Raw genomic sequence first — 21,628 nt, 5'->3', positions numbered from 1 at the left:
ATAAACATTCTCCATTCTTTGGCTCTTATTGCATCCATTTCGTGCAAAAGTAGGAGAGCAAAATTAATTGAAAAAATCATTAGTAAAATTGATGACAAAGTTACACCTCACTTATTGAATATACTCAGAGTTAATCACATCATAAAATAATTACGTTTCGAAACATGGAGGGTTCCATTAAACTGCCCGTCAGCCTAAAAAGAGTAACCTTAACTCATTTAACTATGACTTCCATTATACTGCGGCATCGGTTCGCTTAACCAAAACAGGCTCTATGCCGGTCGCCGACTGGTACCGCAATTTGATCACATCACAAAACACCGGATCAAGCCCCATTGTCCTGCAAGATCGATCAAGTTGGTCAAGACCATTTTACTGATTGCCTGAAATCGAAGTCAAAGTCATCAGCATCGATTGCGGGCCATCAATATCAATAAATCTCGGCCATGCTTCTTATGCTCACTTTTTTACATTCGAGCAGTAAAAAACTGAAGGAGCATAGCCAGAAACTCTTATCAGGAGTTCCCTTTTGCTCGACTCCTCATTTGCTTTATTGCTCAAATAGAAAAGGTCTCTGTTTCGTCGATCGGGAGGATGTAAAAAGCCAGTTGGATCTCTAATTTTTCGCTTTTCCCCATGATATTCCCCTCACTCTCGTGGTATAATCAAATGAAGGTAAAAGATTGGACCCCCGTCCCGGCCAAGGCCAAGGTAGTGGGGTCTTTGTATATCACTCTATAAATTTTTTTAACATAAATGTAGTTTATTCCATCGTGGCTAGTTATTTGTGGCAAAAAAAGGAAATTGGGCATATAACTATTTTGAACGCAAAAACACGATGAAAGTAGGAATCGAAAAATGAATTATTATCAATCTGGGTACAACTTTCCTTACCCAACTTACCCAGCGCAAACAGCATATCCTCAGACATCAGAAAGCAATTATTCACCGCGAGACAATACATTTTCAACACGCCGTATCCAATTCGATGCCGCAGGTGCAGATGGAAACAATTTAGATGTTTTCATTATCACTAATTCACTCGAACAGCCGATAGTAACTCTCGCAGACAAAAATGGATTCCCCTATGTTAGAGACTTCTATGCTAAGGCTATTGAACATCATGGATATAAAGGAATTCGTTTGACACTTCGTTTTGAAGGAGCAGCCCGCGGAGGTCGAGGATTTGCTGTCAATATTGCACAGCCTGGTATGAACGGAAACTTCGCTGTTTTTCCGATAAGTTAGGCACTGTTTGTAGTTACTTGAAGACTACATCAGATTATTCAATTCTAATATGTGCATTCCCCCTCCAATTCAAGGTAGGGGTTCTTTTGGGTTCTCTATTCACCTTCCGTTAAGCTTTTTCCGTAGCTCCATGTTCTCCTGCAGCAGGCACGCGTTTTTTTTCACGCAACGCTTCATATGACTCGAGCTAAAGATAGGCGCGCTCGATATTCGCCTGGTGTTTGGTAATCCTGCCGCCCTGCAGATGCTTTTCAATCAGTTGAGTTTTTCGTTCCATAACATGAAGCTCCTACTAACGCTTGCTCCGCTTTCTTTCACCGATTTTATGAATAATGTCAGCCAGAATCACACCGCTCTGGATCCTTTTAGATGCGTCCTCTTTTGTTCATGATGGCCAGCTGCCCTCGGGTAATCAGAATCAAATTATTGGGATCGAAGTTCTGCCTATTTCCATCCCCGAAAATGATTGCGTGTCCCTTCGGAACCAAGCGGCCGCTGTGCTACTCACAAACGATCAGGTGCTTCCAGCGCCACTTATTCGGATCAGCAATCTTGATGTCTACGTAATCATCCCCTTTTACCCTCTCAGAGCCCACAGGAACGTAATTATGAGGCTTATGCGAAAACTGAAATTAAAGAGAGCACGGTGGAACAACGCGAGGTCACACTTTTGTTGATATTTAAGCACATTTCGAAAATTAACATTAACAAAATTACCACTCGACAGTATCAAAAGATACTTCATAAATTATTTGATGACGCGAGTATTCGAAATCCCAGCTTGATAGCGTTAATTCGGTAACAAACATGATATTTGTAACACTAACGAGATCAGGGTAACCAAAATGCTCCATACCCCAAAAAAACAATATGTACCGGGCTAAGGTTACTCCTCCCAAGACGAATGGTTCTGTTCGTACATTTTCCTTGGATGAGAGTATCATCAACAGGCTTAATGATTTCAAAGAAATTCAAAGCGCTAGACAATATCGTTTTATACAACAAAATTCAGATTCTTTTGACGGGAACTTCATCTTCTCCAGAGACAACGGTCGGCCGATCAGTCAGAAAACACTTAACAATCAATGCAAAGCATTGTGAAGTATACATTGATTCAATGGAGAATCACACCTCATATTTTTAGGCACACATGTAAACACGAAAAAAATAAAAAAAAGATGCCTCCGAAAAAGTGAAGATTCACTTTGGAGACATCCTTGATACTGAATGTTAGCAAGAAATGTGATTTTACGTGATTTACAACCCTCGAGAACATCTAAAAAACCCTTTATTATCAACAGTTACAATGCTTCATTAAACTTGTCTGCTATTTTAGCACGGATTTTGGCAAAATTCTCTGAAAAGTCTTGGGTCTCATCGACGTCGATCCACTGAATCTCTTTCATGTGGCGAAACCATGACAACTGTCTTTTGGCGAATCGGCGGGTATCGCGTTTAAGTAGTGTCACTGCTTCGTCCAACGTCATTTCGCCCGCGAGGTATGCGGCAATTTCCTTGTAGCCCAATCCCTGCATGGACACCAGGCTTTTGCTGTAGCCGCGTTGCAGCAGTCCTTCCACCTCAGTGACGAGTCCTTCCGCCAGCATCTGATCAATTCGGTCTTCAATACGTTTATATAGTATTTTCCGGTCCATTGTTAAACCGATCAGGCACAGCTCATACGGGGATTCCTTTTTCTGATCCGCATGGGATTCGGAAAGTGTGACCTTTGTCTGATGGTGAATTTCAAGCGCACGGATGATCCGGCGGCGGTCATTGGGATGCAGTCTGGCAGCGCTGACCGGGTCCACAGCAGCCAGGCGGGCATGCAGCGCCTCAGCTCCATGCGCCTCTGCAAAGGCATCCTGCTCGCTGCGGAATGCTTCGTCTGCTACAGCCTCTGAGAAGCGGAAACCGTAACAAAGGGACTCAATATATAAGCCTGTGCCGCCTACAATAAAAGGAAGTTTCCCCTTCCGGCTGATCTCTTCGATCAGCCGTCCGCCCTGTTCCTGAAATTCAGCAGCAGAATAAGAATCCTGAGGATTATGAATATCGATCAGATGATGGGGAATTCCCATCATTTCCTCAGGTTTGATTTTGGCTGTTCCGATGTCCATCCCCCGGTAGACCTGCATCGAATCACCGGAGATAATCTCAGCATTATAGGCCTCTGCCATTTCAAGGCTAAGTCTGGTTTTACCGACTGCTGTCGGGCCAAGCAGCACCAGAACCCTCCGTTTTGTCTCAGTTGTCAATGGATATCACCCCGTACGAAGTTTTGGCGCTGGCCCGAAGCAGCTCGGTAAAACCAAGCCGGGAGAATTCCCCGCTTAAGGCTTTTTCTTTCAAAAGAACCGTTTTGCGGGCGACTCTGACGGCCTCAGCGACACTCTCCGGTGACAGTGCCGCCGCATTCGCGAACTGGCGCAGAGGGGATATCGCCGCCGAATCCGTCAGCGGTACCCGGAACATCGGGTCAAAATAGACAATATCGATACTGTGATCCGGCTGTTCCCGCAAATAAGCCAAATGATCACTGTGCACAACACGCACCCGTCGGAGTGCAGCATTCACTTTTTCCTGTCCCGAAACATAATGGCTCATGCCTTCGAGAAGCAGCGCACAAAGCGGCAGGGAGCTCTCTAGTGCCGTAACCATGGATTCTTCGCCGCCGTGCACCGCAAACAGCAGAGAATCGCTGCCCAGTCCTGCCGTACAATCCAGCACACTGTCGCCCGGCACCATACCGGCGGCTTCCAGCATCGGATCATGCTCACCCCGGATAATCCGTTTAGCCCGGACAAAACCCATGCTGGGATGGAATTCCATCGGCGGCATGCCGGGAGTAATCAGCCGCACTGCCTCCTGCAGAACTACCAGAATCTCTCCGTCCCCGTATCGTTCCACCATCTTGGCCATGGACAATTTGCCTCTTTGCGCATAGATTGTACCCGTTTGTATGGCTAGGTTCTTGGCCCGTATTTCAATTTCCGGGATCGGGTCAAAGCCCGTTGTTATAATCATGTTGCCTCCGTTCCTGCTCACAACAAATTCCATTATTCAATTACATCACTCGTTTGAACAGCTTCTCTAAATCATACGAGGAAAAGGATACCACAATCGGCCGCCCATGCGGGCAGGTATAGGGCTGACGGCAAGTAGCCAGACGTGAGAGAAGCGATTCCACTTCATGCTCTGTCAGCTTCTGGTTTGCTTTGATAGAGGCCTTGCAGGAGCAGAGAATCGATGATTTCTCACGCAGTTTCGCAAGGTCAATGGTACGCTCGCTCAGTACCCACTCCGCCATTTCTTCGATGACCGCTTTCTCATCCCCTTCCGGGAACCAATATGGAAGGGAGCGGACCAGAAAGGTCTGGCCTCCAAAGTGTTCCAGATACACTCCGGCCTGCTGGAACCAGTGCAGCCGCTCACTGAGCTGCCGGCTCTCGGATGGTGTGAACTCCAGTGTAATGGGCAGCAGCAGCTCCTGTGAAGCGTCTTCGGGACGTCCGAATTTCTCATAATAATATTCGTAATTCACCCGTTCATGCGCAGCGTGCTGATCAATCAGATACAGCCCACTGTCATTCTGGGCAATAACATAGGTTCCATGATGCTGGCCGATATAGTTCAGCTCCGGAAACTGCGGAAGACCAGCCTCTTCACTGGAGGGCGGAGCATAGAGTTCTTCTGTGGAGGGCATCTGGCCCCGAGTGGCATTCGACATCGGGAACTGGCGGTAGCCCCCGGCACCTTCATTCGAACGCGTAACGGATGGCGGAGTGCTGGCGCCACTATAGGCTGTCGCTGTTTCCCGTGCCTGGAAACCCGTTCCTGAGGTATTGCTGTAGCGTGATTCTCTTCCGCCAGCAGCTCCTCCGAACAGTGGAGCATCGCTGCCGCCGCTGCTCTCACGGACCTGGGGAACCTGGGACTGGAGGCCGCTTAACGGTCCTTCGCTGCTTGACGAACCACCATGCCGCTCTCCTTGGGCAGATTCTATAGTACCGGTTGCAGCAGCAGGACCGCTGCGTGGATTAACCATGTCCTGGTCGATGCGGCTGCCTGTACCATCCTGAGGTGGCGGAACAGCTCCCTTCGAAAAAGCAAATTGCTCTTGAATAAAGGAACTGCTGCCCTTGGAACCAATCATTTCTCTACCGGGCCGGGGGATCAGGCTCTGACCAAGCAATACCTTACGTATCTCCTGCTCAACAAAAGCGTAGAGCTCCACTTCTTTACTGAATCGGACCTCCAGCTTTGCCGGATGCACGTTGACGTCCACAAGCGAAGGGTGCATCTCAAGCTGCAGTACCAAGAGAGGGTAGCGGTTGATCGGCAGGAGTGTATGATAGGCCCGCATAATGGCTGCATTCAGGCCATTGCTGCGGATATACCGCCCGCCAACAATGGTAGTGACCGCATTGCGGTTGGAGCGCGTCCACTCCGGCCGGCTGACATAACCGGAGAGCCGGTAATCCGGATCTTCCGCAGCAACCGGCAGCATTGCCTTAGCGGCGGAGGTGCCGTATACAGCAGCAATGACTTGCAGCAGATCCCCGTTGCCAAGCGTATGCAGCAGTTGATTGCCGTTGTGATGAAGGGTGAAGGAGATGGACGGATGCGCCAGTGCCGTGCGGTACATCGCGTCGGAAATATGGCCCAGCTCCGTCTGTACGCTTTTCATATATTTCAGCCTTGCCGGAGTATTGTAAAATAATTCCCTTACCGCAAGATCGCTGCCCTTGCCGGAGGGCTCATCCTCATTCCGGATCAGCTTGCCGCCTTCGATATCGAGCGCTCTGCCCTTTCCATCCTCATTGCTTGATGTAAGCAAAGACAGCTTGGACACAGAAGCGATACTGGGCAGAGCTTCCCCGCGGAATCCCAGACTGGTGATTTGAAACAAATCCCTGCCGTTCAGGATCTTACTTGTCGCATGACGGTAGAAGGCAGTCTCACAATCCTCGGGATCAATCCCTGAGCCGTTATCCTTCACCCGGATGCTCTGTAGTCCGCCCTCCTCCACCGACACTTCTATGCGGGTGCTTCCGGCGTCGATGGCGTTCTCCACAAGCTCCTTCACTACCGAAGCGGGCCGTTCGACCACTTCCCCGGCAGCGATCTGGTTGGCAATATGCTCGTCAAGCACATGAATCTTGGCCATGTTCATTTCACCTCGCGAATAGGCTTTTTATAGATATATTACATTACTTAATTAACAAATAAATGGCCCTTGAAATAGAGCTGCAATGATACTTATAGGGTCAGCTCTTTGGCTTTGATCTTCAACTCGTTCAACAGGCCCATTGCCTGCAGCGGCGTCATATTCATCAGGTCAGCCCCCTGAACGGCGGAGATCAGCTCCTTAAGCAGCGGATTCTCTTTTACGGTCGCCGCTGCAGCCCCGCCTTTGCGGTTCTTGCGCGGTTCTTCTTCTCCAAAGATAGAGAGCTGTACAACTTCATTGTCCTCTTCAACTGCGGAAGAAGCAAGTGAGACGGCCGTTTCAAGCTGAGCCGCCGCTGTTGAAGCTTCGATAGAACCGCCACCAGAATGAACACTGCCGCTGCGCGCTGAAGAATAGGCTTGCCCTGCCGTGGATGGACCTCCTTCAGCATTTGGCTGCAGAGGTAAGACCTTGTTTTCTTGAATACCCTGCACGGTATGTTCATTATAGCCTGAGCCATAATTCAGCGAAACACTTCCCGGAGGGGCGGCCTGTTCAATGCTCTGAAGAAGGCCGTAAGCGCGGTCGATAATGCCTTCCGGAAGACCTGCCAGCCGTGCACAATATATCCCGTAGCTGCTGTCCGCCGCTCCCGGTACGAGCTTGCGCAGGAAATTCACTTTATCGCCGCTTTCCTGTACGGCCATTGAATAGTTGCGGAGCCCTGAGAGGCTCTGCTCCAGATGGGACAGCTCATGGAAATGCGTGGAGACCAAGGCCTTGCAGGCAATGGTATCATGCACATATTCGATGACCGCCTGGGCAATCGCCATCCCCTCACTGGTCGAAGTGCCACGGCCCAGCTCGTCTATGATGATTAGGCTGCGCGATGTTGCTTTTTCCGTCATCACCTGGATATCAGCCATCTCCACCATAAAGGTGCTCTGGCCGCCGATCAGGTCATCCGCTGCACCGATACGCGTAAAGATGCGGTCAATAAGCGGTACCTCAGCACTGCCGGCTGGCACAAAGCAGCCGATCTGTGCCAGGATGCAGATGAGGGCGACCTGGCGCATATAGGTGCTTTTACCCGCCATGTTCGGGCCGGTGATCAGCAGGATATTTCCTTCTGCCTTGCTTAAAGTGCTGCCGTTGGCAATAAACGCCGAATCCTTCAACACCGCCTCTACTACCGGATGGCGTCCGCCTTCCAGCCGCAGATCATAACCGTCGGAGAGCTTTGGCTTCACAAAACGGTGCTCGGCACTGACCGCTGCCAGGCATTGGTAGACATCAATCTCGGCCACCTTCTCGGCTAGTGCCTGAAGGCGGGGAATCTGCGCCCCGATCCGGTCGCGAAGTTCGATGAACAGACTGTATTCCAGATCAGTCATTTTGTCCTGTGCCTCCAGGATCAGAGCCTCTTTCTCCTTCAGTTCAGGTGTAACAAAACGCTCTGCATTTGCCAGCGTCTGCTTGCGTTCATACCGGCCTTCCGGTAAAGAGGAAAGATTGGAGCGCGTAATTTCAATATAATAGCCGAATATTTTGTTATATCCGATCTTTAGGGATTTGATGCCCGTGGCCAGGCGTTCTTTGGCTTCCAGCTCTGCAATCCAGCGTTTGCCGCTGCTGCTCGCTTCCCTCAGCTCATCCAGACGCTCATGGTAGCCTGTTCGGATCATTCCGCCATCACGCACCGATACCGGCGCATCTTCAACGATGGCTGATTCGATATCCTCACGAAGCTCCGCGCATTCATCCATACTGGCTCCGATCTCCTGCAGAGTTGCCGAACCGGAATCCAGGCACATTTCCTTCAGCGCGGGAATCTGGGCGAGCGACAGTTTCAGCGCATTCATATCCCGGCCGTTGGCGCTGCCAAAGGCGATCCGTCCAACCAGCCGTTCCAGATCATAGATCTCTTTCAGCGCTCCGCGCAAATCCTCTCGGACGATAAACTGGTTGTACAAATAATCGACTGCCTCCAGCCGGCGCTCAATCGGGGCACGCTGGAGCAGCGGCTTATCTATTCTGCGGCGCAGCAGTCGGGCGCCCATGGAAGTTTCGGTCCGGTCGAGAAGCCACAGCAGCGAGCCTTTTTTGGAACGCTCACGCACCGTTTCGGTCAGTTCCAGGTTGCGCCGGGTGAACGGATCCAGAATCATATAATTACCCGGCTCGTACGGTGAAATCTGGCTCAGCTGGCCCAGAGAACGCCGCTGGGTTTCGCTCAGGTAAGAGATCAACAGCGCAAGGCACTGGCCCCGCTCCTTCTCCAGGCGCACCCAGGCGGCTTCGCCGAACTGACGGCGCGCCAGCTCCTCTTCGCGTTTCTCCCAAGGCGTATATACGACCGGTTTTGCCAGCAGCGAGGCCTCACTCCGCAGCATGTCCAGCAGCGCTGCATCCCCGATAATCTCGGCAGGTTCATAGATGCCGATCTCATCCCTCAGCCATTCATCACCCGCGAGCACGGAAGTGACATATAGCTCACCCGTGGTCAAATCACAGGCAGCCAGCGCCATCATCCCGTCCTCCTCGGTTACACAGACGAGGTAATTGTTATTTTTGTCGGAGATGATCTTGCCATCCATTACCGTGCCCGGTGTCACTACGCGGACGATGTCACGACGAACCATCCCCTTGGTGACTGCGGGATCGTCCAATTGCTCGCAGATGGCAACCTTGTAGCCTTTTTCAATCAGGCGCTGTATGTAACCTTCGGCGGCATGATAAGGCACTCCGCACATGGGAATGCGCTCTTCGCCTCCGCCTTCGCGGCCCGTTAATGTAATCTCAAGCTCCTTGGAGGCCAGTATCGCATCCTCAAAGAACATTTCGTAGAAATCGCCCAGACGGAAGAAAAGGAAAGCGTCCTTGGCTCCTTCCTTTACTTTTAAATACTGCTGTATCATCGGCGTATAATTTGCCATCTTCAACCTCCATACCTGCATCATACTGTTCTCTATTATAGCAGAAACTTGCCCGGCAAAGTCACCCTGTGCATGTTCGTTACACCTGTGGCCTCTGCTCCTGAGCTGAAATTCCATCTGCACCGCAGGCTGTAATCCACAGTGAAAACAAAGGAATCCTTGGGCCACAAGGCTTGGAATGGTGTGCTTTTAAGTCCTGATGCAGTAAAATCACTATAGAAGATGAACTTAAAAAAACAAAAATGGACAAAAGCCATAATAATAATCCAGAGTTCAACTTCTAAGCGTTTTAACATTTCATAGATAGATCCGAGGAGGGAATCAGCATGATCCGTAAACTGGGTGAGGCCGACCGGGAGCCGTTGATGTCGCTGCTAAGCAACGATCCCGCAATCAATTTGTTTATTATTGGAGATGTAGAGAACTTTGGGTTTGAACAGGATTTCATGGAGCTCTGGGGTGAGTTCAGAGAAAATGATGGCCGGCTTAACGCCGTGTTGCTGAGGTTTTTCGGCAGTTTTCTGCCCTATGCGGACGGCCCCTTCGATGCCGCGGGATTTGCAGCGCTGATGAAGAGGAGTCAAAAATTCGAGATGGTATCAGGTTCTGCGAAGGTGGTTAGGGCTGTTGCCGAACATTTGAGCATCCGGACGGAGAAGCAAATGAGGTTCGCCGAACTCCGCAAGCTCAGCAGTACAGTACATACAGCCGCAGCATCAGCACATGTTATCCAGAAGGCAACCGTTTCCGATGTGGAAGCGATCTGTTCGCTTACGGATCAAATTGAGGAATTCATAAGTAACCCGGACGATTCGCGCAAAAGTCTGCGAAAAACACTGGAGACCGGCACAGGCCGGACCTATTATATCGAACAGAATGGCCAGGTGATTGCTACGGCCTCCACCTCAGCGGAAAGCTCCATGTCAGCGATGATCGTGGCCGTTGCCACCCACCCCGCATTCAGAGGACAAGGATTAGCCAGCCAGGTGGTGGCCCGTTTATGTACCGACATGAAGACAGAAGGCAAAACGCCTTGCTTGTTCTACGACAATCCGCAGGCCGGCCTGATCTATCACAAACTTGGTTTTCAGGATATTGGGTTTTGGACGATGCTGTACATCTAATAAAAGCTAGAGCCTGTGGTGGGTCACGCTAAAATGGCAGAACAACAGACGACTATTGAAAGAAGAAGACAGATACCACTGAAATCAAGAAATTGTCGGGCACCTGTGAACACTTGCAGAGCGTTCACAGGTGCTTTTTGCCGCACCAAAGCCCGCGGATGTCGCGTGATTCATCCCAGGTCTGTTCAGCGGCAATACTGCTGAACAGAGGCTCTATATAGCGAGCGGCCTGCCCATAGCCAGGCAAGGCGCGAATCTGCGCTGCAAGCGGGGGGAACACAGCGCGCAGCGGGGACTTGTCGCCGCTGTAGTAGGCGGCGTGCAGGTCATCCCGGTCGAACGGGCGTAGCCTCAGGTCTTCATAGCGGCTCACGATCAGGTGAGCCAGGAAGACCGCCCCCTTCGCGATGACCGGGGACACCAGGAAGCTCGGCAGGGTCCGGTATTCAAAGCCGCCATGCGGCTGAAGCCGGAAATCGCCGAGCCCCCCGTATCTGGGACGCCGTGCCGCTGCACGGGCGTCCTCCAAGAGCATCAGCGGCAGCGCGAGATAGTTGTCGAGCGTGCGCAGGAGCGGCGCGCACAGCGCCACGCCGCTGAAGTGCAAATGGCCGCCGAGGGCCCAGCCCGCCAGCGGCATGCCTCCCGCCCGCCAGCGCAGCGAGCGGTCGGCGATGAGCCGGTCCGCCGTGCGCGCGGCGGACATCAGCTGCGCCAGCAGCGCGCGCGGTTCCCCGCGCGGCGCAGGGCGCAGCTCGGCGACCGGGAACGTGCCCCGCGTTCCCGGAGGTCCGGCGTCGCAGCCGGCGACGCCGTCCGTGGGCAGGTACCGCGACGCCGGCACGACGCGGCCCGTGGATTCCCGGAGCAGGAGGAACTCCGGGTCCATGCCCAGCAGCAGCCCGGGACGGCCGGGCTGCTCCAGAGCCAGGGAGCGCGTCAGCGCCAGCGATGCTGCGCGGTAGGGCTCCGGCAATGCCCCGCTGGCGGCTGCCGGAAGCGGAGTCACCTTATCTACTCTGTAGCGGCGGCCACCCATAGCTTTCAGCAGCAGCTCACCGCTATCTAGCCCAAGGCAGTACAACGCCTTTACCGCGGTGTCCCTTAATTTCCCCGCCGCACCGCGCCGGTGGCCGGAGGATACAGGATAGGCTGCCCTTCCTTCATCCATCCCGGAAGTTCCCAGTCTCCCGGCCGTGACTGTACCTTTTACAGGAGGTAATGACGCCGGATTCATCGCTGCACCCGTCCCCAGCGGCCGAATTTCAAGAACCGTCAGATTGAATACAAGGACCCGATAGTACTGACTGTAAAGATTTTCTCCCGGTGCCATTCCATATGTATTCTCCCCAGTGCCTGAACTGCCGCCCTGTGTAAGCAAAGCTTCCAGGCCGCTGCGTTGAAGCCTGTCTTCCCGCTGGGCAGCAGATAATTTCTGGTAGACCCGAAGACCTTCATTCATATCTCCGCCTCCTTCTGAAAACTACCGTAATAAGGCAACATCATCCCTCTTTAAATTGCAACTGCTGCACGCAGATAAATAAAATAAAAAAAGGAGGGCATTCGCCCTCTCGCCGCCGCCCTCACTACATATAATGGATCATAACCCATTCGATAATCAGTTGGCGGCGGCGCTCCTCTTCCTTACAGCTCATCATCCAGGGCGTCAGGGTCCAGATCCTCATAATCGAAGCTTTCACCGTCAAAGTCATAATCCTTGTCTTCCGGATCGTCGCTTTGATCGGTGACAAACACGCGGACTTTGGTCTCAGCCACCAGTTCCGCCTCGAACTCCCGTTCTACACGCAGCGTCACACTTCCTCCTCCTGGAGAAACGCCCGCTTCCACACAATTGGGTTCCTGCGTTGCCTCCGCAGAAACCTCGACCGTGGAAGCACGGTGTCTGGGATCCAGGTATGACAGTGGAATAAGTTCCACATAGGAGACCGTTTCCTTGGCTACCTCGGTCTGCTTGTTCTTGTCATACGAGTACCAGATGTTCACATCGTAAGTACCAATTACTTCGATTCCGTTCCCGGCGGCAACCGCTTCGTACTGGTGGTTGATAATCCAAGCCCCCAGAATACTCGTCGGATGGTGTGGCGGAGTTACGGTATGGGTTGCTGTAGAGAACTTACGACCTTTGCCGCAAATTGCCTTCGTAATGATCTCCCTTGTTTGACGTTTATGGCTTAATGACATCTTTAAACCTCCTCCATACAATCATTCACTATCAAGTGTATGCACGTTCTGGGCATTTGTTGATTGTTAGAGTAGAAATAAATTTGGGTAAGCCCTCCAAGCCGCTGCCCGGGAAGAGTTATACTTCATTTTATTGTGAAATTTGTCTGGATATGAGTACATAATCGAATTCCCGCCACAAGAAAAAAGAAAAAATACGTTTTCACCCGCAGCCTCCTGAATATCTCCAATTCGCAAAAAAAACCCGCAAATACTCTGCGGGGGTCCTTTTCATCTATTCTATTGCGGTAGGACACGTACAATTCCAAGGGTTCTGTGCTTGCTGAGATCAATGAAATCCTCACCGATATTTACCAAAGGACGAAGCGGATCATGCGCCAGAATCATAATAATTTTACCAATCTGTCCGTCTGTTAGAAGTGCGTCGTTGCCTATCATGGACTGCATCAGCTTATTGATAAATACACTGCAAATATAAGGGTCAAGCTTGCCGAATGAGTTATCCTCCATTTGCTTAAGGACTTCATACAGAGGTGCTGCTGAACGGTAATAACGGTCAGAAGTCATGGCATGAAATATATCCGTGACGGCTACGATTTTGCTGAATTCCGTAATGCGGTGTCCCAGCACCCCGAACGGATAGCCGCTGCCGTCCATTCTTTCGTGGTGCTGAAGTGCCACGAGTGCCTGCATATGCGACGTTCCTACCGTATCTCTGATCATCTCGTAGCCGAGCGTAGTATGTTTTTTCATGATGGTAAATTCCTCTTCATTTAGAGGCCCCGGTTTGGTAAGGATTTCGGCCGGAATCATGATTTTGCCGATATCATGAAGGGTTGCGGCAATCGTCAGCATGCCCAGGTCTTCCGGGCTTAGCTTAAGCCACTTCCCAAGAAGTGTGGATAATATGCCTACAGCAACATTATGTCTGTATGTATAGTCATCTTTAGACTGCAGTGCAGCCAATATCCCGAAAAAATCATTCTTCTCACTGACTTGCTGGATGAAAGGAATGACCTCGTTTCTTAGCTCCAGCATAGGAAGCCGTTTGCTCTTGGTATAGCGGAACTGCTCAAAAATATTCTCCATAGCTTCTGTACAGTCATCCACTGCCAGCTGATAGAAAGCCTCACTGTCCAACTGAATCACATCATGCGGCTGGAGAATAATCCGATGCTGGGTGATTAGCCGGATATGCTCCGAGCTCAGCAGTGTCATAGCAGGTAATACAAAGACACCGTTGTGATTAAATAGATTGTCTATAAGCTGTTTGCCTATATATTGTTCGTTGCTGTTATTCATCTTCCTCACCTGCCAGTGCAGAATTATTCACAAGATGTGAAGTAGCTGCTGTAATTTGGAATATATGCCGCCCCATTCAGCTTGTAATACTATGATGTCCTGGCTCTGAATCCTATTGAACGCAGCCTTAAATAAGCACACGCATTTTGCTCCTATATCTTTTATCGTTATTTCGTACCAAAATGTGAATACCTAAATTTTTCCTTCAGCCTTATGCTGAACTAGGCCGTTTCACCGGTTTGATATCAACCGGCATTTTATACCTTTTGGCGATACTCAGATACAGTGAGAGCTCACGGCATAACTGCAGAATAGCTGAACGGACCTCGAATTCCTCACGGGTTTCCGGCAGATCCATTTTTTGAAATTCCTGCTCCAATACTTCCAGCAGTTTTTCGGTCCGGCCCGTATATTCTTCAGCCAACACATCATTGCTGAGTTGATCGAACAAATCTGCAACCATGTCCCCGTGAGGCAACTGCCGGTAGACCTGCGAGAGGAGCTGCATCATATTCTGAATCGATTCGAGCTGTTCCTTGCGCATATAAAAGTAAACATTCCAGGCTTCATCCGGATGAATCACATGGTTCTCCATTTCTCTGGAGGCTGCTGTCAGCCCCCGCTGTACCGCTTCATTCGCACCGATCAGTTCCTTACCGTCCCAGAGATATCCCGGGTCACGGAGTGTACGAGCCATCTGTGTAAAAATAACCGAGAAGTAGCCGTCCACCTCTTTACGGATGGCAGCAATGACACTTCCGGTCTGAGGCATATAAATCAAATTAATCAATCCGGCAGATCCAAGGCCGATGAACAAGAGCTCAATCTGCTGCAGCAGTACATGTACCGACAACTCAGCTTGTCCAAATACCCGGAATACGATAACAGAGCTGGTAACAATCCCCTCCTTGTAGCCGGATTTTACGATCATCGGGAACCCGATGAGTACATACATCCCGAGCACCCAATAATGGAATCCCAGGAAGAAAAACAAAATACAGCCGAAAAAAAGTCCCACCAGCGATGCCAGAAACCGCGCTGTGATCGTACGCAGACTTCTTTTGCGTGTCGTTTCCACACCCAGAATCGCGAGCAGACCCGCACTTTGCGCATTCGGGATGCCCACAGCGGCTGCCAGCAGGATCGACAGCAGTGTAGCAGCCGCTGTTTTGATAACTCGAAATCCCATGAAAATACCTCTCCTTGCGATCTTGTAAGTCAAGCAGTTCCAGTTTAGAATCATTCGATGCATTACCCGGGAACGCCAGCTTATTATGTTAACTATAAGTTTCAAGTGAAGATATAGACATGGTACAAGATTTTGCGAAGCTGCACAATATGACATATTTTTCACCGTCGTGACAAAATCAGCTTCTCCACATATACCACCAGTTGATACATGGCAGTGGCCACAGCGGCAATAATCAGCAGACTGGACATCACAAGTGTGAAATTGAACACCTGAAAACCGTAGATAATCAGATACCCAAGACCGGATTTAGCCACCAAAAACTCGCCAACAATGACACCTACCCAAGACATGCCCACATTCACCTTGAGCGTGGATACGACCGTGGGGAAGGAAGCCGGCAGGATCACCTTGCTGAATATCTGTACCCGCGAGGCCCCAAACGACTTTGCCACCTTCACCAGATTCGGGTCCACGCTGCAAAAGCTGTTATACACCACAAGTGTTGTAATTATTACCGTGATTGACAACGTTGTTACCACTATCGCCGTAAAGCCTGCACCGAACATTACGATGAAAATCGGCCCCAGCGCGACCTTCGGCATACTATTAAATACAACCATATACGGATCAAGCACTGCCGATAAAAAAGGCGACCACCAGATCACGATGGCAAGAAGTGTGCCTAGAAGTGTCCCCAGCACAAAGCCGACAACCGTTTCGCCAACCGTCATGCCCAGATGCGGCCATAGACTTCCGCTAACCATATCACTCCAAATCTGCCTGAAAACCTTGGTGGGGTAGCTGAACAGCAGCTCATCCAGCCAGCCCAGCCGTGCCCCTGCTTCCCAAAGAACAAAGAACAGCACGAGCAGACTGCCGCGGACACCCGTCACCCGGGCGCGCCATCGCCGTTTTTTCTTCTGATACTGAGCATGCTTCTCTTCCAGCCATGACGCACGGGAGGCGGCTAATTCAATTTGTTCAACGGATTTCATGAGTCTTCCCTCCCTGCAAGCTCCATTTCCTTCCACACCTCATGGAAAAGCTCCGCGAACCCCGGCAAGTCCCGTGCATATAGCGGAGGTGTGCGCCTGATCGCTTCAGGCACGATAAATATCTTGCGGATCTTTCCGGGATTCGGCTGAAGCAGGACCACCCGGCTGCTGACAGCAATCGCCTCTGACAGATCATGGGTAACCAGAATAGCCGTTGTTCCGCGGCTGCGAAGAGTCTCTGAGACCAAATCCTCAAGTTGCAGCTTAATTTGGTAATCCAGCGCGGAGAAGGGCTCATCCAGCAGCAGCAGCCCAGGGTCCGTAGCAAGGGTCCTAACCAGTGCCACCCGCTGGCGCATCCCTCCTGACAGCTGAGCCGGGTAGGAATGCTCTTTGCCGGCCAGCCCCATTTCACCAAGCCGTTCTATGGTTTTCCGTCTTGAGTTCTCATCGAGATTGCCGGTCAGCTCCAGCCCCAGCAGGGCATTATCCAGAATGGTCCGCCAGGGAAATAGGTAATCCTGCTGCAGCATGTAGCCTACCTCAGGAGAAGGGCCGTTGACCGTGTGTCCGCTCACGGACACTTCCCCGCGTGAAGGCTGAAGCAGTCCAGCAATGATCGACAGGAGCGTGGTTTTACCGCAGCCGCTGGGTCCGACCAGACTGACAAATTCACCCGCTTCCACATTCAGACTGAAGTTCTCGATGGCAAGCGACGCCTCGCGGTCCCCCAAATAGGCATGCGTCACTTCCTTTAACTGCACAATGGGAAGCATATCACCCCTCCTAAAAGTTTTGTTAGCATCAGCTACTCTGATCTCCTTCGTACAAAACTCACTTCGGATGCATTCTCGAATCACTTCACGCTGGCTTCAGCTTTTTCGGCAAAACTGTTGTTGACGATTTTGGCTGCCGGAACCCGCTCCTTCAATTCACCGGCGTTGTCCATAACGTCCAGCAGATTATTCCATTCTTTATCGTCGATGACCGGATTCACAGCGTAAGTATCCTGTTCCTTGTAGCGCTTGACCGAAGAAATCACAATATCCCGGTCTGTTTTTTCAAAGTAAGGCAGGATCGCATCGGCAATTTCCTCCGGGCTGTGCGCCTTCACCCAAAGCTGGGCACGCTGGATCGCGTTCGTGTATTTCTGTACCGTATCGCTGTTTTTGCTGATATAACTTTGTTTGGACATAAAAACCGTATAAGGCAGATAGCCGCTTTCCAATCCAAAGGAAGCTACCACCCCGCCACGCTTCTCACGCTCAAATATGGAGGCCGTTGGTTCAAAGAGCTGAACATAATCTCCCGTACCTGAGGCGAAAGCCCCGGCAATATTGGCAAAATCAATATTTTGAATCAGGGTGAGGTCCTTCCCGGAATCAATTCCCTTCTGCATCAGCGTAAATGCACCTGCCATTTGTGGCATTCCGCCTTTTCTTTGGCCCAGGAATGTACTCCCCTTCAATTTGTCCCATTTGAAATCCGCATCCGGCTTACGCGCGAACAGGAATGTGCCGTCCCTCTGTGTCAATTGGGCGAAATTAATGACAGGATCATTCGCTCCCTGCTGAAAGACATATATTGAAGTTTCAGATCCTACGAGCGCTATATCAATAGCCCCGGACAGCAGAGCAGTCATGGTTTTATCTCCGCCCGGAATCGTCTGCAGCTCTACCGCCAGCCCTTCATCTTTGAAAAAATTCTGCGACAATGCCACATATTCAGGTGCATAAAATACCGAACGGGTAACTTCACCGACCTTAACTTTCACTTCAGCAGAGTCTCCTCCACATCCGGCGAGCACAGAAAAACATAAAGTGATGATCATGAGCGACAATGGAATTTTTTTCCTGATATTCATCCGTCATTCCCCTTTCCTCCAGGGTCTTCGCCCTTGCTTAAGCATATGCACCTGCCTAAAGAATGGTTAACTGACATAGTGTGCAACGTTTGCACTACATTCAAGCGGTTTTATAAGCATTTTGCTGTGTATACTCAAGTGTTCGTTTTCGATGATCCTTCAAAATCATTACATAAACTGTGATAACCGGGAAAATAAAGAGATAATCATAGATAGTTCAGCTTAATTGCTTCACATTCAAGTGATTACTAGTTATTCAATCGTTTTTATTGAGTGCAAACGTTTTACCTTAAACGATTTTTAAACTAATATATTAGTAAAGCGCTTACTTGAATACATATTAAAGTTGTTATCCGTTTGGAAGGGGAATCCTATCATGTTTCATTTATGTAAACGTGCCGATGCTCGGCGCCTTCTGTCTGTGGTTGCCATCTCGGGCCTCTCTGCCGCTTTGCTTGCCGGATGTTCAGGAGGCAGAGCCTCTGAAGCCGGTACCTCACCCTCTAATTTAGCTTCGAATGTGCCATCTGCTTCCCCCCGCTCCTTATCCGCTTCACCAGCTTCCCCATCCAATTCATCCGTTACCTCCGCTGCGGCGGTTGATGAACAGCCCTCTACGGTTTTTTATGAAATTTTTGTCCGTTCCTTCTATGACTCTGATGGTGACGGTATTGGCGATCTTAAGGGAATCACCGAGAAGCTTGACTATCTCAATGACGGTAATCCTGCGACAAAAGACGATCTCGGAATCGGGGGCATCTGGCTAATGCCGATAAATCCATCCCCCAGCTATCACGGTTATGATGTTACAGACTACCGAAGCATCAACCCCGATTACGGAACTATAGAGGATATGCAGAATCTGCTCACAGAAGCGCACAAGCGTGGAATAAAGGTCATTATGGATCTGGTAGTCAATCATACCTCCAGAATGCATCCATGGTTCGTGGACTCCGCCAAAAATAAGGACGGAAAATACCGGAATTGGTATGTTTGGGCGGAGGACCAGCATCGTCCTGTAAGCGGAACAAGTGCGGCGGGCAGCGGCAATCCGTGGCATCCTCTCTTAGGCAGCCATTACATGGGTACCTTCTGGGACGGTATGCCGGATCTGAATTTCGATAATCCGCAAGTCCGGAGCGAGATGAAAGATATCGGAACGTTTTGGCTGAAGCAAGGGGTGGACGGTTTCCGTCTGGATGCTGCAAAACACATATATGAGGATCTGCTATCTGATAAAAGTGCAGCTACAACGGCAAAAAACGTTGCCTGGTGGCAGGAATTCCGTCAGTCCATGAGTAAAGTGAATCCGGAGGCCTATATCGTGGGTGAGGTGTGGGAGAATTCCGCAGTTTCCGTGGGAGCTTATCTGGATCATGCATTCAATTCAGGGTTTAATTTCGGGTTGGCTGAATCCTTGATAAATTCTGCCAAAACAGAGAAAGACAGCGGCGTAGCCTTTACACTTGAACGGACCTATAAGCTATATTCCCAGCTCTCGGGTAATGCTTTCACAGACGCAACCTTTCTGACCAACCATGACCAGAACAGAGTAATGAGCCAGCTGCAGAACCAGCCTCAGCATGCAAAAATGGCTGCGTCAATGCTGCTGACCCTGCCTGGCAATCCTTTTATATACTATGGTGAAGAGATTGGAATGCTTGGTGTCAAACCGGACGAAGGTATCCGGGAACCCATGCGCTGGACAGCAGGCCAACCGGCCAATGGACAAACCACTTGGGAACCGGGAAGCAACAACGATGATAAATCCGGTGTTAATGTAGCAAGTCAGCTGAATAGCAGCGACTCATTGCTCGAACGATACCGGCAGCTCATTTCAATTCGGGGTGAGATTCCGGCGCTGCGGGACGGAGACATCCGTGATTATCCTTCTGGGAATGCAGGAGTTATGGCTTACGAGCGGATTACTTCAGGACAGCAAATCTTGGTTGCCCATAACCTGACGGGTGAATCGTTGTCCATCACGATCCGTCCGGGAACCGGCAAACACCCGTATCTGAAGATTATCAAAGTTATTCCTGGCACAGCCCGTTTGGATCAGGCGACACTCACAATTCCACCCTATACTACTGTCATTATGGAGTAGATATTTGTGATGGCCTAACTAACCACTTATGTAATGCAGAGCATACCTGTGGTCTGGTGAACGGTGCAGCAATCAGCCAGTCCTCCGAAACCCTGGAACTGATCCGAATCAGCCAGCTATCGGCAATATCCTCAAGATAGGAAGCCCGTTCAAAAGACCAGCCACCTTTTGTCCGTGTGCAGAACCTAAGCTCACTGGTGGCGGTGGGATTTTTCATTGCCTTAGCCAACAAGGGAGAATGGACAACATCACCTGTCTCTGCAGCCAATCGCTCAGACAAAAAATACAATGTACAGGTGGCCGCTTGTCTTTGCAGCTCCTCATACTTGCGTCTTGACATCAACAGCGCAGGGTTTTCCTGACCCATGTCAGCTGTCTGTTGAAAGCAGTTCATCAGATAATAGCAAGCTCGTTTAATTTCTTCCGGTGTCTTGAGCTCATAGCTGAAGGCATCGGGGTCTTTTAGATAGGATAAATGCACTTTGTCCTTGTAGGCCAGCAGGCATAAATCCTGTACGTAATCCCCTTCGCTAAATTCCAAACGGCATATCCTGTCCGCTAAGACTCCCTTTTGCAGCACCTCCTTAACTCTTTTATCACCCGATGTATCAGGGAACAGAAAATGCGCTAAATATAACGTATCATGGTTATTCACATCAATGTTTCCTTCCCGGAAAAGGCTTAAGCTATAAAACTTGTAATCTTTATGTTATCATAAGCTAATTTTAAGGTAAAATTAAGAAAGTAAGGGTATGATCAATAACATGAAATACTTGTAGCGAGGTGATTTCAATGAGAATGCTCATCAGTTTTCAGAACAAGATTGTACCTGTGTACTTCACTACAGAAAACAAACAGCCCACCCAAAAAGTACTTCGACTGCTTAACAGTACGCTGGAACTCAAAATTCAAAAGGGCAAAAGCGCCCTGCAGAAATGTTTGAATTCTCTGATTAGTATCGAAATTAAAGGCTCTGAAGCTATATTGCACAGTTACAGTGAAAATGATTCATTGGCATTATCCCTCTATTAATAGAGGGATTTTTTTTGTATACATTAAAGAAAAAGAGCACATTCCTTATCCAAGGAACATGCTCTGCTGAATATATTGGGCAGTATTTATTATGAGAGAAACGTGAGACTAACTGATCCGATGGAGATTGGTTTTCTCTTGTTTTTCGGCTTTCTGAATCCGCAGCTTGAACAGCTTCACTAGGTTGCGCCGGGTATGCTCTTCGTGACAGCTGTCCAGTTTTTTTATAATAAAACGGTCAATGGACATGTCAATCGCTCCTTTGTTTGGATTCCTATACAGCTATATCGGAGAGGAAATCATTTCCTGATCTCCTGTAACTCCTATTTAACCGGGACCCCGTTTCCTTAAACCCGGCCTCAAAATGCAAAAAAACCTTGTAAAAAATAAAATTACTATATATTGAGTCGCAGAATCCAAAACCATTCAATATGCCCGGAGATGTGGTAGCTG

Annotated in this window: 21 protein-coding genes; 5 read left to right on the top strand and 16 right to left on the bottom strand. The window is 49.9% G+C overall.

Features of this window, described 5'->3' with window-relative positions; translation table 11 throughout:
* A partial coding sequence (locus A3842_RS33830) for a DUF6713 family protein (RefSeq protein WP_371916034.1) occupies window positions 1-80 on the bottom strand: 80 nt, incomplete at its 3' end.
* A 778-nt stretch (window positions 81-858) separates the two neighbouring features.
* Here A3842_RS33830 and A3842_RS30610 point away from each other — a divergent pair.
* Window positions 859-1,248: a hypothetical protein gene (locus tag A3842_RS30610; protein ID WP_074103838.1), complete on the top strand. Its 390-nt coding sequence runs from the start codon at window positions 859-861 to the stop codon at window positions 1,246-1,248.
* A 365-nt stretch (window positions 1,249-1,613) separates the two neighbouring features.
* Here the strand turns inward: A3842_RS30610 and A3842_RS33550 are convergent, their stop codons facing one another.
* Window positions 1,614-1,736 (bottom strand): HNH endonuclease, encoded by a 123-nt coding sequence (locus tag A3842_RS33550; protein WP_256701947.1) that lies wholly within the window; start codon window positions 1,734-1,736, stop codon window positions 1,614-1,616.
* Between the two features lie 158 nt (window positions 1,737-1,894).
* On the opposite strand from A3842_RS33550, the gene A3842_RS33825 reads away from it, so the two are divergent.
* The gene (locus tag A3842_RS33825; protein ID WP_178382028.1) at window positions 1,895-2,050 is read left to right on the top strand and encodes a hypothetical protein; all 156 of its coding nucleotides are present in this window, start codon (window positions 1,895-1,897) and stop codon (window positions 2,048-2,050) included.
* Window positions 2,051-2,549: 499 nt separating this feature from the next.
* On the opposite strand, the gene miaA is transcribed toward A3842_RS33825, so the two are convergent.
* The 5 genes from miaA to A3842_RS32275 form a co-directional block, all read right to left on the bottom strand.
* A complete protein-coding gene (gene miaA, locus A3842_RS30600; RefSeq protein ID WP_074103837.1) occupies window positions 2,550-3,506 on the bottom strand; it encodes a tRNA (adenosine(37)-N6)-dimethylallyltransferase MiaA in 957 nt (318 codons plus the stop codon).
* On the bottom strand, window positions 3,496-4,275 hold the full coding sequence (locus tag A3842_RS30595; RefSeq protein WP_074086231.1) for a class I SAM-dependent methyltransferase: 780 nt from the start codon (window positions 4,273-4,275) through the stop codon (window positions 3,496-3,498). Before A3842_RS30595 ends, miaA begins: the two co-directional genes overlap by 11 nt.
* 40 nt (window positions 4,276-4,315) lie before the next feature.
* Window positions 4,316-6,418, bottom strand: a complete 2,103-nt coding sequence (gene mutL, locus A3842_RS30590; protein ID WP_074103836.1) for a DNA mismatch repair endonuclease MutL — start codon at window positions 6,416-6,418, stop codon at window positions 4,316-4,318.
* Between the two features lie 92 nt (window positions 6,419-6,510).
* A complete protein-coding gene (gene mutS / locus A3842_RS30585; RefSeq protein WP_074103835.1) occupies window positions 6,511-9,357 on the bottom strand; it encodes a DNA mismatch repair protein MutS in 2,847 nt (948 codons plus the stop codon).
* A gap of 35 nt (window positions 9,358-9,392) precedes the next feature.
* Complete coding sequence (locus A3842_RS32275) at window positions 9,393-9,653, bottom strand: hypothetical protein (RefSeq protein WP_143186415.1); 261 nt, start codon at window positions 9,651-9,653, stop codon at window positions 9,393-9,395.
* Window positions 9,654-9,683: 30 nt separating this feature from the next.
* On the opposite strand from A3842_RS32275, the gene A3842_RS30580 reads away from it, so the two are divergent.
* Window positions 9,684-10,481 (top strand): GNAT family N-acetyltransferase, encoded by a 798-nt coding sequence (locus A3842_RS30580; RefSeq protein ID WP_074086228.1) that lies wholly within the window; start codon window positions 9,684-9,686, stop codon window positions 10,479-10,481.
* A 124-nt stretch (window positions 10,482-10,605) separates the two neighbouring features.
* Here A3842_RS30580 and A3842_RS30575 read toward each other — a convergent pair whose 3' ends face one another.
* The 7 genes from A3842_RS30575 to A3842_RS30545 form a co-directional block, all read right to left on the bottom strand.
* Complete coding sequence (locus A3842_RS30575) at window positions 10,606-11,943, bottom strand: putative amidoligase domain-containing protein (protein WP_074103834.1); 1,338 nt, start codon at window positions 11,941-11,943, stop codon at window positions 10,606-10,608.
* Window positions 11,944-12,125: 182 nt separating this feature from the next.
* A complete protein-coding gene (locus A3842_RS30570; protein WP_074086226.1) occupies window positions 12,126-12,683 on the bottom strand; it encodes an outer spore coat protein CotE in 558 nt (185 codons plus the stop codon).
* A 279-nt stretch (window positions 12,684-12,962) separates the two neighbouring features.
* Window positions 12,963-13,985 carry an HD-GYP domain-containing protein gene (locus tag A3842_RS30565; RefSeq protein WP_074086225.1) on the bottom strand — a complete coding sequence of 341 codons (1,023 nt, stop codon included), beginning with the start codon at window positions 13,983-13,985 and terminating at the stop codon, window positions 12,963-12,965.
* A gap of 211 nt (window positions 13,986-14,196) precedes the next feature.
* On the bottom strand, window positions 14,197-15,174 hold the full coding sequence (locus A3842_RS30560; protein WP_074103833.1) for an aromatic acid exporter family protein: 978 nt from the start codon (window positions 15,172-15,174) through the stop codon (window positions 14,197-14,199).
* 161 nt (window positions 15,175-15,335) lie between these two features.
* A complete protein-coding gene (locus A3842_RS30555) occupies window positions 15,336-16,172 on the bottom strand; it encodes an ABC transporter permease (protein ID WP_074086223.1) in 837 nt (278 codons plus the stop codon).
* Window positions 16,169-16,948, bottom strand: coding sequence for an ABC transporter ATP-binding protein (locus A3842_RS30550; protein WP_074103832.1), 780 nt, complete (start codon window positions 16,946-16,948; stop codon window positions 16,169-16,171). The genes A3842_RS30555 and A3842_RS30550 overlap by 4 nt, the downstream gene beginning before the upstream one ends.
* 80 nt (window positions 16,949-17,028) lie before the next feature.
* Window positions 17,029-18,036 carry an ABC transporter substrate-binding protein gene (locus A3842_RS30545; RefSeq protein ID WP_074103831.1) on the bottom strand — a complete coding sequence of 336 codons (1,008 nt, stop codon included), beginning with the start codon at window positions 18,034-18,036 and terminating at the stop codon, window positions 17,029-17,031.
* Between the two features lie 376 nt (window positions 18,037-18,412).
* Between A3842_RS30545 and A3842_RS30540 the strand changes: the two genes are divergently transcribed.
* Complete coding sequence (locus A3842_RS30540) at window positions 18,413-20,143, top strand: alpha-amylase family glycosyl hydrolase (RefSeq protein ID WP_074103830.1); 1,731 nt, start codon at window positions 18,413-18,415, stop codon at window positions 20,141-20,143.
* Here A3842_RS30540 and A3842_RS30535 read toward each other — a convergent pair.
* A complete protein-coding gene (locus A3842_RS30535; protein ID WP_074103829.1) occupies window positions 20,133-20,798 on the bottom strand; it encodes a hypothetical protein in 666 nt (221 codons plus the stop codon). The two genes, A3842_RS30540 and A3842_RS30535, sit on opposite strands and share 11 nt — an antisense overlap.
* A 137-nt stretch (window positions 20,799-20,935) precedes the next feature.
* Between A3842_RS30535 and A3842_RS33545 the strand changes: the two genes are divergently transcribed.
* Window positions 20,936-21,175, top strand: coding sequence for a hypothetical protein (locus A3842_RS33545; protein ID WP_074086218.1), 240 nt, complete (start codon window positions 20,936-20,938; stop codon window positions 21,173-21,175).
* A gap of 108 nt (window positions 21,176-21,283) precedes the next feature.
* On the opposite strand, the gene A3842_RS32805 is transcribed toward A3842_RS33545, so the two are convergent.
* Entirely contained in the window at window positions 21,284-21,424 is a 141-nt protein-coding gene (locus tag A3842_RS32805; protein ID WP_167374650.1) for a hypothetical protein, read from the bottom strand.
* Window positions 21,425-21,628: the final 204 nt, after the last annotated feature.

The sequence above is a fragment of the Paenibacillus sp. P3E genome (assembly GCF_001909045.1).
Taxonomy (GTDB): Bacteria; Bacillota; Bacilli; order Paenibacillales; family Paenibacillaceae; genus Paenibacillus_AQ; species Paenibacillus_AQ helianthi.
This window is presented reverse-complemented; position numbering and strand designations above follow the sequence as displayed.